The 12,859-nt window shown below is 65.1% G+C and carries 9 protein-coding genes; 3 read left to right on the plus strand and 6 right to left on the minus strand.

Annotation, left to right across the window (positions count from 1 at the left end; translation table 11 throughout):
- Positions 1–113: 113 nt before the first annotated feature.
- From G4G29_RS19930 to G4G29_RS19950, 5 genes are all read right to left on the minus strand, one after another.
- Positions 114–1,916, minus strand: coding sequence for a hypothetical protein (locus tag G4G29_RS19930; RefSeq protein WP_183151317.1), 1,803 nt, complete (start codon positions 1,914–1,916; stop codon positions 114–116).
- Complete coding sequence (locus tag G4G29_RS19935) at positions 1,913–2,731, minus strand: carbohydrate ABC transporter permease (protein WP_183151318.1); 819 nt, start codon at positions 2,729–2,731, stop codon at positions 1,913–1,915. The genes G4G29_RS19930 and G4G29_RS19935 overlap by 4 nt, the downstream gene beginning before the upstream one ends.
- Positions 2,728–3,582, minus strand: a complete 855-nt coding sequence (locus G4G29_RS19940) for a sugar ABC transporter permease (protein ID WP_183151319.1) — start codon at positions 3,580–3,582, stop codon at positions 2,728–2,730. The genes G4G29_RS19935 and G4G29_RS19940 overlap by 4 nt, the downstream gene beginning before the upstream one ends.
- Before the next feature lie 90 nt (positions 3,583–3,672).
- Positions 3,673–4,965, minus strand: coding sequence for an extracellular solute-binding protein (locus G4G29_RS19945; RefSeq protein WP_183151320.1), 1,293 nt, complete (start codon positions 4,963–4,965; stop codon positions 3,673–3,675).
- Positions 4,966–5,082: 117 nt separating this feature from the next.
- Complete coding sequence (locus G4G29_RS19950) at positions 5,083–6,066, minus strand: LacI family DNA-binding transcriptional regulator (RefSeq protein WP_183151321.1); 984 nt, start codon at positions 6,064–6,066, stop codon at positions 5,083–5,085.
- A gap of 113 nt (positions 6,067–6,179) precedes the next feature.
- On the opposite strand from G4G29_RS19950, the gene G4G29_RS19955 reads away from it, so the two are divergent.
- From G4G29_RS19955 to G4G29_RS19965, 3 genes are all read left to right on the plus strand, one after another.
- A complete protein-coding gene (locus tag G4G29_RS19955; protein ID WP_183151322.1) occupies positions 6,180–7,235 on the plus strand; it encodes a Gfo/Idh/MocA family oxidoreductase in 1,056 nt (351 codons plus the stop codon).
- Positions 7,232–8,305 carry a VCBS repeat-containing protein gene (locus G4G29_RS19960; protein ID WP_202045415.1) on the plus strand — a complete coding sequence of 358 codons (1,074 nt, stop codon included), beginning with the start codon at positions 7,232–7,234 and terminating at the stop codon, positions 8,303–8,305. Before G4G29_RS19955 ends, G4G29_RS19960 begins: the two co-directional genes overlap by 4 nt.
- Positions 8,306–8,400: 95 nt before the next feature.
- Complete coding sequence (locus G4G29_RS19965) at positions 8,401–10,896, plus strand: alpha-L-rhamnosidase (protein ID WP_183151323.1); 2,496 nt, start codon at positions 8,401–8,403, stop codon at positions 10,894–10,896.
- Positions 10,897–10,957: 61 nt separating this feature from the next.
- Here the strand turns inward: G4G29_RS19965 and dnaB are convergent, their stop codons facing one another.
- Positions 10,958–12,331: a replicative DNA helicase gene (gene dnaB / locus G4G29_RS19970; RefSeq protein WP_183151324.1), complete on the minus strand. Its 1,374-nt coding sequence runs from the start codon at positions 12,329–12,331 to the stop codon at positions 10,958–10,960.
- Positions 12,332–12,859: the final 528 nt, after the last annotated feature.

Raw genomic sequence — 12,859 nt, forward strand, 5'->3', positions numbered from 1 at the left:
GGTGGCGATGGGTGTTAAACGTTTAACAGCGATATGTGTTCGATCATAGAAGGCGTCGCCCGTGTCGTCAACAGTCACATATCAGTGACGAGCGCGCTCCACCGCGGTCGGCGTCAGGACGACGTCATCGCGAACAGCCCTTCGCGGTACGTGAAGACCGCCCCGGGCCTGCCGGCGACTGTGTCGGGGTGCCCCGGCGGGTTCAGCGTCGGGGCTCGGAACCAGACTGACGCGAAGACAGCCGGGTCCTCCCGGAGCGTCTCGATCACATCGGTGAGATAGTCCTCACGAGCGTTCACCTGATCGAGTGCGAGCAACTCCAGCAACTCCCGGACAACGCCCTCGGCGGGCGCCGTCCGGCGAGCGACCGAGTCACGTATGAGTGCTGCCAGATTGCTCTCCCGACAATGCAGGCCGAGTGCCCGCGTCGACCGATGGAAGGCGTCCAGTTCGCGAAGGAAAGGCGCGAAATCCTCACCGATCCGCAGATCGGGTGGCAGGGTCTGCGCGATATCCAGAGCCTTCTGCAGGAAGGATGCGGTCGCCGACCATCTCAGTCCCAGGTCTTCCAGAAGCCACGGGTGCGGATCCACATCGGCCGTGACCATGAACGTGCTTGCCCGGGTCGAGAGCCAGGCTGGGGTCTCTGCGACGGAGCCGCGCAGGATGGCCTTATCCAACGAGTGTCTGGCACCACGGCGGCCGGTCTCCCGCGCGAACCACGACACGTCCCACGGATACATCTCCATCGCGGCGCTGACATTCCGCCAGATGTCTTCGACTGTCGTCCGGGTCGATGGATCGGCATAGCGCGCTGAGAGTGCAGCGAGAACCTCATCATCGGTGAGGTCCTCGCCCGCGAGTGCGAGCGCGGCGGCTTCGAGATTCGGGTCGTAAGGCGCAAGATCCAGCCCGTAGTATTCCTTGACCGAAGAGACCCCTGGCACGGCCATCATGGTTCGCACCTGGTGGTACGTCGCGAGTGGGGACTGCAGACGGGTGAGGGTCTCGGTCTCCTCCGTGGCCGCGCCGAAGTACCCCTCGATGGCCACCCGCATTCCCCGCTCGGACGCAGCCCGAGCGAGATTGCTCGTGTTGCGATCTCCGGCGTGAGCGACCATGCACTCCGCGATGTTGTTGTGCAGGGCGAGGCCGAGAATCTCCGGGCGTTCGAACTCGCCGATACACCCGAGGATCTGTCCCGCCGAGAGCTCCCAGGGCGACCACCACACCCGCCCGCCCGTCATGCTCGCCCACTCCCCGGCGAGCGATTCGACGAACGCCGGCAGCCGGCGGTGGAGGGGCACTCCACCGCACCGCGGACACTCGCCGAACTCCGAGCAGAGCCACGCGTCCTGGTCGTACGTGTAGAGCCAGAGGTCGTCGACGGGATATTCGTCATGCAACCGCCGCAGGAGATGACGGTAGTACCGATGCACCTCGGGGTCGGAGACGCAGTTCGGAGGCGCATCCCCGAACTCATTGTGCCTGTTGAACGGCGCCCCGAAATGGAAGACCGTGCGCAGCCCGACCCGCCTCGCCAGCGCGAGGCGCTCGGCCAGTTCGGCCCGGCGCTCCGCCCGGCGGTCAGGCCTGCTGTTGAGCTCGAGTCTCTGTCTCATCCCGTCCCATTCGGTGGCGGGCTCCACGACATCCTCGAGGTTGAGTGCTTCGTCGCCGGGTCGCGATCCCCACGCGATGTTGAGCTGAAGGGTCGTGAACCCCAGGCGCTTCAGACGCTCCAACGCCTCCTCCGACCACGCGGTGCCGTGCGGGAATGTCGGGTGGTTGAGGATCGCGACGGTATCGATGAGGGGGCGTGGAGAATCGGGAGAGTACATGTCACCTCGAGCTAACGCTGCGTCGAACAGCTGGTGGGCGGGGGAATGAGGTTGAGGTTCCGTCGGTGATGTCACTCCAGTCCCGTTCCGACCACTCCCTTGGTGAACCACTTCTGGAACACGAGGAAGACGATCAGCACCGGGACGACGCTGATGACGGCGCCTGCGAAAGTGATGGGTGGGGGGATGTAGGCGAAGTCGTTCTGGGCGAGCCGGGCGAGCGCGACGCTGAGCACCCGGGTCTCCGCAGCGGGCGCCGCGATGAGGGGCCAGATGTACAGGTTCCACGCGGTGAGGAAGGTCACCACAGAGTAGGCGGCCACTATCGGCCTCGTCAGTGGCAACGCGATGAGTCGGAAGGTCGTGATCCAAGACGCTCCATCCAATCGCGCGGCTTCGAACAGACCTGTCGGCAATCCCGCGAAGAACTGACGGAACAGCAGAATCGCCACCGAGCTGGCCGCCGCGATCGGGATGATGAGGCCGGCGAACGAGCCGACCAGTCCCACCTGGAAGGTGACGACGTACATCGGGATGATCATGAGGTTCGTCGGGACGAAGATCGGGATGACGAAGAGGGCGAGCAGACGTGTCGCTCCTGGGAACGGGATGACCGCCAGCGCGAAGCCCGCCGGCAGCGATACCGCGAGCTGTACCACGATCACCCCCGCGACGAAGATGAGACTGTTGAGGATCGACCGAGGTTCGACCACCTGCAGGGCGCTCAGGAGGTTCTGCCACTGCGGCTCGGCAGGGAAGAGCGCGGGAGGAAATTGGGTGATCTCTGAGGCCGTCATGAGGGATCCGCCGAAGAGGTACACCAGGGGCAGGACCATGACGAGCCCGACGACGAAAATGGCGATGTAGCGGAGGAGAATTCGAGTCTTCATCGTGCCGTCCTTCCCGCGCCGGCCCGCCAGGCAACGAGTGCCAAGAACGCGATGACCGCGATCTGGAGGAGCGAAGCGGCGCTGGAATAGCCGACCTCGCGCTGGACGAAGGCCGCTTTGTACGCGAACAGACCGAGTGAGGTCGTCGAGTCCAGCGGACCGCCGTTGGTCGTCACGAGTGCGAAGTCGAGCGATCCGGCGGTGAAACCGACGACCTGGAGCATGGCCACGACGACCGTCGTTGACGCCACGTTCGGCCAGGTGATCTGCCACATGGTCCGCCAGCGCCCGGCGCCGTCGAGCGCGGCCGCAGCATAGATGTCCTCGGGGACGCGCTGCAGGGCGGCGAGGTAGAAGATGATCGCGAGGGGGAGCGACGTCCAGATCATCATCACGACGATTGCCGGAAGCGCGAACGAGGTCGTGTTCAACAGGCTCGGGATCTCGACGCCGAGCAGTGTTCCGAGCGCCGCCAGGGGCCCCCGGTCGCCGTCATAGATGAAGCGCCACAAGACTGCCGACACCGACACCGACACAACTATCGGGGCGAAGTACATCAATCGCAGCAACCCGATGCCCGGAAGCCGGACGTTCACGAGCACCGCCAGCATGAACCCGAGGGCGACCGTGGGCGCCACACCCATCAGCGCGAAGAGCGCGGTGATCCCGAGGGAACGATAGACCTGGCCGTCGGAGAAGAGTCTCTTGAAGTTCTCCAGACCGACCCACGCCGGGGTGTTGAAGAAGCTCCAATCGAAGAACCCCAATCCGATCACGATTCCTACGGGCACGATGACGAAGACGATGAAGAGCACAAGCGCGGGGGCCAGCATCACGCTGGCGCTGCGCACATCGGATTTCTGATAGCGACGTCTCATTCGGGCGCTTCCATATTGGGGGCTGGCGCGAAGCACGCTCGCGCCAGCCCGGTTGAGGCGGATCTACTTCACCGCAGCGTTGAGTTCTTCCTGGGCCTGGCGGTAGGAATCCGCCACGGTTGCGTGCTCGATGAGGACGCGCTGCTGAGCCGCGACGAGGGCGGGGTCCAGATCTGCCGAGACATCGACCGGCACCGGAGGCCCTCCCAGATAGGCGTCAGAGACCGCGACTTCGGTCACCGGGGTGAGGCTGGCCGGCACCGGGTTGGGGTCGTCGCGCCAGGCGCCGTCGGTGACACCGTTTTCGGTTACTGGAATCACGCCGAACTCGGAGGCGACCTGCATTCCCCCGTCCGTGCTGAAGAACCACGACAGATAGTCCCATGCCGCTTCCGCGTTGGGCGAGTCGGCCATGATCGACAGACCGTACGAGCCCCCGCCGATCGCGTTCTCGCCGTTCAGTTTCGGGACCAGCGCGACGTCCCAGTCGTACTCGGCGAGCGAGTCTCGGTACCCGACGATCGCCGGGCGGGTGTTGAGCATCATCGCGGCCTGGCCGGCTCCGAAGTAGTCGGTCTGGGCGCCTTCAGCCTGGTACGGCGTGCCCCAGCCCTCCTGCCATGGCTGCAAGATGGTCTTCCACCCTTCGATTCCGGCCGCATCCGCGAAGACGAACTCACCCGCCTCGTCATCGAAGACCTCGGTTCCCGACGCGTGGAGCACCGGGTTGTAAACGGCATGCCAGTTCTGCGGCTGATAGCCCCAGTACTGCCCGGCTCCCGCAGCGCTGATCTGCTCGCCGACGCGGTACATGTCGTCCCAGGTCCAGGTGTCCGAGGGCAGCTCGGTCACGCCGGCTCGTTCGAACAGCGTCTTGTTGTAGTAGAGGAGCATGGTGTCGGCGCTCACTGGCAGACCGCCCACGGCGCCCGAAGACGGGTCCGACACGTAGGGACTCAGCCAGGCGGGGATGAACTGGTCTTCGGAGAGCCCGCCCTTGCCCTCGGCCAGCCAAGGCTGCAGGTCTTTGATCAATCCGTCGCTCTGGAGTTGAGCGTTCGCGAAGTTGATGATGATGTCGGGGGCGTCGCCGCTCAACTGCATCGTCAGCAGCTGCTGTGTGTAGTCGTCGCCGCCCAACTCGACGATCGAGACGGGCACCTCCGGATCGGTGGCGTTGTATGCCTCCGCGTATGCGTTGAACGCCGTCAGCAGTGCCGGATGAGCACCGATCTCGATTTCGTCGCCGGCGGCGCCGCCGCCGTTCGCTCCCGCGCAGGCGGTCGCGGAGAGAGCGAGACCGACGATGGCGCTGATCCCGATCGACCGCATCCAATAGTTTTTCGAACCGACCACGTTGTCGTCTCCTTCACTGTGTGAAACGTTTAACACAAGTAGTACTCAAGTCACGCACCGCTGTCAACCTGCCATTTCGGCCCTCGATCTCGACGCGCTGTCGCAGTGACGTCGGGATCAAGCCGTACTGTCGCGGACGATGAGTTCGGGGGTGAGCACGACGTTTCGGTGCTCGTGTGGGCGCTCGGCCTCGTCCCTCAAGAGAGAGAGGGCCTCGCGGGCGATCTCATCGATCGGCTGCCGCACCGTCGTCAGCGGCACAGATGCTGAAGCCGCGAACTCGATGTCGTCGTACCCCGTCAGCGCCACGTCGTCCGGAACACGCAAGCCTGCGCTCGACAGCCCCGCCAAGACACCGAGAGCAGTGAGGTCGTTGACGGCGATGATGCCCTCGACGTCCGGGCCGTCAGCCAGGAGTTCTTCAACTGCAGCCCGTCCATCGTGCGACGTCTGATCGCGCGTGTCGACGCGTCGAACCAGCGTGCCCCCACCCTCCAGGACGGCCCTCTGAACGCCCCGCCACTTCGCATTCACCTGGCCGATCGGGCCGCCGATGAATGCCAGGCGCCGCCGACCAGACTCGATCAGGTGCTTGGCGACCAAGTACCCACCCTCCTCATCGTCCAGCACCACCGAGCAGAATGCCGGCGTCCAGTTGCCGAACAGCACGATGGGCATGCCGCGGTCGCGAAGCCGGGCCATACTGACGCTCGGGCCACCCACGGGCGCCACGAGCAAGCCGTTCACCCGATGCTCTTCGAGAAGCGCCAAGTAGCGGTCTTCACGATGCGGCAGTTGGTCGCTGCTCGCCAGCAGGATGCTCTGCCCCGTCTCCTCGGCGCTCTTTTCGCACGCATGGGCGAGATTCGCGAAGAACGGATTCGCGACGTTCAGCACGATCATGCCAATTGTGGTGCCGGTGCCGGTGCGAAGCTGTCGGGCGAGCTGGTTTCGCACGAAGCCCAGATCATTCATCGCGCGCACGACGCTGGCCGTCGTCTGCGGTGTCACGCGCCCCGGCTGGTTGAGCACATGCGACACCGTTGCGATCGAGACACCCGCCCGATCGGCCACGTCTTTCATCGAGACCCGCTTGATCACGAAATACCCCCTTCAGCCACGCGACGGGGATCGCGTACTTGACGGCTACCTAAACACATAACTACGATCATGCCAGTTGATATAAACGTTTAACAGAACCGGGACTACATCGGATGACCGCTCGCTCTGAAGGTTCACCCGTCCGCGTCGGCTTCGTCGGCACCGGCGTAATGGGCCAGATGGCGCATTTGGCCAACTACGCCCGCCTCGGGACAGCCGTCGAGCTAGTCGCCGTCGCCGAACCGCGCCGCGAGCTGGGCGCGGCCGTGGCGCGCAGATACGGATTCGCCCGTGCGTACACCTCCGCAGACGAGATGCTCGAGCACGAAGATCTCGACGCTCTGGTAGCGCCTCAGCCATTCACCCGTCACCTGCAGATCCTCGGCCCGCTCTACGCTGCCGGCCTGCCGATCTTCTCAGAGAAGCCCCTCGCTTCATCGACCGCCCTCGGCGTGGAACTGCTGAGGCTGCTGGACGCCTCCCCGACCCCCTTCCACATGGTCGGATATCACAAGCGCAGCGACCCAGCGACCCAGCGCGCCAGAGCGCTCATCGCCGGGCTCCTCTCGAGCGGAGAATGGGGTGCCCTCCGTTACGCACGGCTGACGATCCCCGGCGGAAACTGGGCGGTCGACGCAGTGGACGACGTGATCTTCTCGGATGAAGAGGTGCCCCTCCTCGGCCCGGACGGGGAGGTCGACTCGGCCTTCGAGACATTCGTCAACTTTTACTCCCACCAGACGAACCTCCTTCGACACCTTCTGGGCGAGTCCTACGCGGTCAAGTACGCCGATCCGTCCGGGCGCCTTATGGTCGCGGAAACCGCATCGGGTGTGCCCGTCGCCCTCGAAATGGAACCGTGGCGACGTGAGCAGGGCTGGGAGGAATACGTCATCATCGGATTCGACCGGGGCTACATCAGGGTGGACTACCCCGCACCTCTCGCAGCCCGCAAGGCCGGAAAGCTGACCCTCTACAGCGAGCAGGGCGACGAGGGCGAACTCCGTGAACTGGAGCTACCGCCTGTCCACGCCATGCTTTCGCAGGCCCGCGGATTCGTGGAGGCGGTACGGACGCGCACGGAGCCGGTGTCAGAAGCACACGACGCCCTGGAAGACCTCAGGATCGCTGACGAGTACCTCGCCGCGGTCCGCGGAGCCCGATCGTGACTCTTCGGTGGCGCAAGGAGTTCATCGCAGCCGAATCCTTCGAGTCCGCGGCCTTCGTCGACGTCGACGGGGATGGCGTCCTCGACATCGTGTCGGGCTCGTTCTGGTACCGCGGTCCCGATTTCATCGAGCGCACCCTGTTCGCCCCGGACGCGCGCCACGGCGAGTATCACGATGACTTCGGCTCCGTCGCGATCGACCTGACCGGTGACGGCCGTCCCGATATCGTGACAGGCGGCTGGTGGGGCAACGAGCTGCGGTGGCGCGAGAACACCGCCGCGGCGGGCGAGGATCGACTGTGGCCGGAGCATCTGATCGCCCGCCCCGGTGCCATCGAGCAGCCGAGTGCGTGGGATGTCGACGGGGATGGCGTGCCGGAGCTTGTGCCGAACACCCCTGGTGATCCCCTTGTCGTCTATAAGCGCGACGGTCAGCGCTGGAGCGCAGGAGTCGTCTCTGGGTTGGCGCAGGGCCACGGTCTGGGATTTGGGGACATCAGCGGGAACGGACGCGGAGATCTCGTCGTCAACTACGGGTGGTTCGAGAACGCCGGTCCCGACGCGGAGTGGCTTCTCCACCGCGACTTCGATCTGGGCAAGGACGCGAGTGTCCCCATCCTCGTCACCGACGTCGACGGCGACGGCCTCAACGACCTGATCGTCGGGCACGGGCACGGGTATGGGCTGGACTGGTGGCAGCAACGACTGCATCCCGATGGGCGACGAGAGTGGATCCGCCACGTCATCGATCCCGCAGTCTCGCAGTGTCACACCCTCCGGTGGGCCGACATCGACGGCGACGGTGTCGACGAACTCGTGACGGGAAAGCGCTGGAGGGCGCACCCGACCGGAGATCCGGGCAACGAGGACGATCTCGGAATCTGGTACTACAAGTGGGCGGACGGCGCCTTCGTCAAGCACACCGTCGACGCCGGTCCCCCAGGATTCGGGTCGGGTGTGGGGATCGACTTCGATCTTGCCGACCTCGACGGCAACGGCTACCTCGACCTGGTCGCACCAGGCAAGGACGGCCTCTGGCTGTTCCGAAATCTCGGCCCCGCGCCGTTGTGATGCGAAACGGACTCGACCGCGCCCCGATCCGCGCGCTCGTCTCTACCACCGTGTCTCAACTGCAGGTCGGGCGGGTGATCGACGGTGGTCCGCTGATGACTCGGACGCCTTCCCTCGGCTGGAAGATCACCAGCGATACACCGAACTGGCACCAGACCGGGGCCGAGATCGAACTCTCACTGGCGGGTCTCGTCCGGCGGTATGAGATCGACGGTCCGACGTCCGTCGCGGTCCACTGGCCCTTCGATCCTCTCCCCGAGATGGCCGAGTTCTCCGTTCGCGTCAGGGTCTCCGGACCTGACGGACAGTGGTCATCCTGGAGCGCTCCGGTCTCCCAGCGGTGTGGCGTCATGAGCCGGTGCGAGTGGCGCGCGCCCTTCCTCGGGCACCCGAAGCCGACGGCGCGGGCGATGCCGTTCACCCTTCGAGGTCTCGTGCGGATCGAACCGGGACTCCGCAGTGCGACCGCCTTCGCCACGGCCCTCGGCGCCTACTCCATCGAGCTCAACGGTCGCGAAATCGACGACGCCGTGCTGAAGCCCGGCTGGACGCCGTTCCGTGAACGGGTCGACTATCACACCGCCGACATCGGGCCGATGATTTCGATCGGGACCAACGTCCTCCTCGCAACGGTTGCGGGAGGATGGTTCACGGAGAACCTCGGCGACCCTCAAGCACCGCGACCGTACGGCGAGCAGCCCGCAGTTTCTCTTCAAATCCACTTGCAATACGCCGACCGCATCGAGGTGATCGTCGCCGACGAGACGTGGCGCGTCGCGCCGCAGACTCCGATCGTGTCCTCGAGCATCTACAACGGTGAGCGGTGGGACGACCGCCTGCATCGCCGCGAGTGGAACGAGGCGGACTTCGACGACGCCGCATGGCCGCGGGCACGAAGCGTGGAATGGAAGCCCGAACCGGGTCCGGCCCAATCACCCCGCATCCGCAGGTACGAGACGATGCCCGTCTCTCGTGTACTCCGATCTGTCTCCGGGAAGACCATCCTCGACTTCGGGCAGAACCTCGTTGGCTGGGTAGTCGTCCAGAAGCCGGCGGTGCGCGGCGCGCGCGTGTCGCTCCGGCACGCCGAGGTGCTCGAGCAGGGCGAGCTGAGCACTCGCCCCTTGCGAAAAGCACAGGCGACCGACGAAATCGTTCTCGACGGTCGCGGAGGGACATGGGAACCGAAGTTCACCTTTCACGGCTTCCGCTATGTGGAGGTCGAGGGTTGGCCAGGAGAACTCGATCCCGCCGACATCGCCGCGCAGGTCGTCCATACCGCTATGGAACGCACGGGGCATTTCGAATCGTCAAGCCCTGAACTCAACCGCCTTCACGAGAACATCGTGTGGTCGATGCGGGGCAACTTCCTCGGCGTCCCTTCGGACTGCCCCCAGCGGGACGAGCGACTCGGGTGGACCGGCGACATCCAGGTGTTCAGTCCCGTCGCCACCTTCCTCTTCGACTGCGAACAGTTCCTGAGATCCTGGCTCACCGACCTGGCGACCGAGCAGCGTCAGCAATCAGGAAGCGTTCCGCTCGTCGTGCCGAACGTGCTCCTCGACGCGAGATGGCTGCATCCGACGGCGGGATGGGGGGATGCGGCCACGGTGGTTCCTGCGGAGCTCTATGCGCGCTTCGGGGATGTGGGAGTTCTTCAGAGCCAGTTCGACAGCATGACCGACTGGGTCGACGTCGTGCGATCACGGCTCACGCCGTCGAGCATCTGGGAAGACAAGGAGCAGCTCGGGGATTGGCTCGACCCGCACGCCCCTCCGGATCGGCCGGAGCTCTCCACGACCGAGCACGCGTTGGTCGCGACCGCCTACGCCTTCCGATCGGCTCGGCTTCTCGCCGACGCCGCCACGGCCTTAGGAATGCGCGAGGCTTCTGCGCGCGCGTCCGAACTCGCGACCACCGTGCGCGGCGCATGGGCCGAACGGTTCGTCCGAGCCGATGGGAGCCTGACCTCAGAGTCTCAAACCGCGTACGCCCTGGCGATCGAGTTCCGTCTCCTCGAATCCCACGAGGAGCGATCGGTGCTCGGCGACCACCTGCGGCGCCTCGTCGAGAAGGACGACCACCGGATCGGAACCGGATTCTTGGGCACTCCCGTCGTTCTCCGAGCGCTCAGCGCGACGGGACACCTCGAGACCGCAGAGCAGCTGCTCTTTCAAACCGAACCGCCATCGTGGCTCTACGCGGTCAGGATGGGCGCGACCACCATCTGGGAAAGGTGGGACAGCCTCCTCCCCGATGGGTCGGTCAATCCCGGAGAGATGACCTCGTTCAATCACTATGCCTTGGGAGCCGTCGCCGACTGGATGCACGGTGACCTGGCAGGCATTCGACCTCTAACGCCCGGGTACAAGAAGATCGGCGTCACCCCGTTGCCCATCGAGAGCCTCAGCTGGTGCCGGGCCTCCGTCGAGACTCCTTACGGCACAGTCGCCACCGGGTGGGAGCGAGATGGTCTCTCCCTCGATTATTGGGCGACCGTGCCGCCCAATACGACCGCGATCATCACGCTCCCCGGGGCCGAGGGATTCGAGGTCGGATCCGGAGATCACCGGTGGCAGATCTCGCCCTGATCTCGACAAGTCTCCTCCCGGTCCGTTTGCGGGGAGACCGTCGTTCACACGGAACCTACACTCAGTTGAAATCGCCACCCGGGGCCATGTCGGCGAAGCGGGAGTAGTGGCCCTGGAATGCGACGGTGATCGTGGCGGTGGGGCCGTTGCGGTGCTTGGCGACGATCAGGTCGGCCTCGCCGGGACGCACGTCCTTGTCGTAGACCGAGTCACGGTGCAGGAGGATGACCATGTCGGCGTCCTGCTCGATCGAGCCGGACTCTCGCAGGTCGCTGATCGCGGGCTTCTTGTCCTGGCGCTGCTCGGGACCACGGTTCAGTTGCGACAGGGCGATGACCGGCACCTGGAGTTCTTTGGCGATGAGCTTGAGGCTTCGCGAGAACTCCGAGACCTCCTGCTGTCGCGACTCGACGCGCTTGCCCGAGGTCATCAGCTGCAGGTAGTCGATGATGACCATGCGCAGGCCTTCACGCTGCTTGAGGCGACGGCACTTCGCGCGGATCTCGACGAGCGTCATGTTCGGGCTGTCGTCGATGTAGAGCGGGGCATCGTTGATGCGGCCCCGGGTCGCGGCGACGGTCGTCCAGTCGCGAGGGTCGAGGTTGCCCTTTCGCATGTTCTGCAGCGGGATCTGGCCCTCGGCGCTGAGCAGTCGCATCGCGATCTCGCTCTTGCCCATCTCGAGCGAGAAGAACACGGAGGGGAGGTCGTGCCCGATGGATGCCGCGCGCGCGAAGTCGAGAGCGAGGGTCGACTTTCCCATTGCCGGGCGGGCGGCGACGACGATCATCTGGCCGCCGTGCAACCCGTTGGTGAGTTCGTCGAGCTCGCGGAAGCCCGTTGGCACACCGGTCATCGATCCGTCACGGCCGCTGGCCGCCTCGATCTCTTCGAGCGCCGCGTCGACCGCGACCTGCAGCGGCACGTAGTCTTCCGCCGTCTCCGAGCCCGTGACCGAGTAGATCTCGGCCTGGGCGTTGTTGACGATGTCGGTCGCGTCTCCCTCACCCGCGTAGCCGAGCTGGACGATACGCGTGCCGGCGTCGACGAGGCGTCGCAGGATCGCCCGCTCCGACACGATGCCCGCGTAGTAGCCGGCGTTGGCCGCCGTCGGGACGATCGAGGTGAGTGTGTGCAGGTAGTCGGCGCCGCCCGCCCGCCCGAGTTCGCCGGTCTTGATGAGCTCGTCGGTGACGGCGACGACGTCGGTCGGCTCACCGTGCGAGTACAGGGAGAGGATCGCCTCGAAGATGAGCTCGTGCTTCGGGACGTAGAAGTCGGCGCCCTTGAGCGTCTCGATCACATCGGCGACCGCATCCTTCGACAGGAGCATTCCGCCGAGCGCGCTCTGCTCCGCGAGAAGGTCGTGCGGAGGCGTGCGCTCGGGCGGACGCTGCCCTCCCAGGCGCTCCTGTGAGATGTCGGCGATCGACACAATCTTCCCTTCGATGCGACGTTTCCGATGCGTTGTCCTGATGAGACGCGTCGGCGGCGGGGCCGCATGGTGCTCGGCCGTCGCGCCACCCTGAACAGCGAAACAGGTGCCTCCGACATTCGGTCGCTCGCCCACGCTACGAGCGAGTCTTTCCCCATGCAACACGGCCTGTGGATAACCATGTGGAAAGCGTGCGGACAAAGTCGGAGTGTCTGTGCACAACGGGTGTGGATAACCCCGTGGAGGGCACCGACTTCAAGATTTTTTATGCCCCGCGACCAGGTTTTTCCTCTTTCCCCAACCTGTGGATGAGAATCAGTTTAAATCGCGCGTTGAAGGTTGCCCGTCTCGAACGGGGATGTGTAGAACCTGGGGAAAGTCAAGCCGAGATTTCTCCGGGCGCGTCACATCCCGACATCCCCGGAAACTCGCCTCCCACCCCCTAGACAGGACGGCTTCTCGCGAGTATCGTCACCCGCAATCGACGCACCTGTGTCGACGTACGTTGCCTTCGGAGGGGGAGGTCGA

Source organism: Microbacterium sp. Se63.02b (assembly GCF_014171575.1).
Lineage (GTDB): Bacteria > Actinomycetota > Actinomycetes > Actinomycetales > Microbacteriaceae > Microbacterium.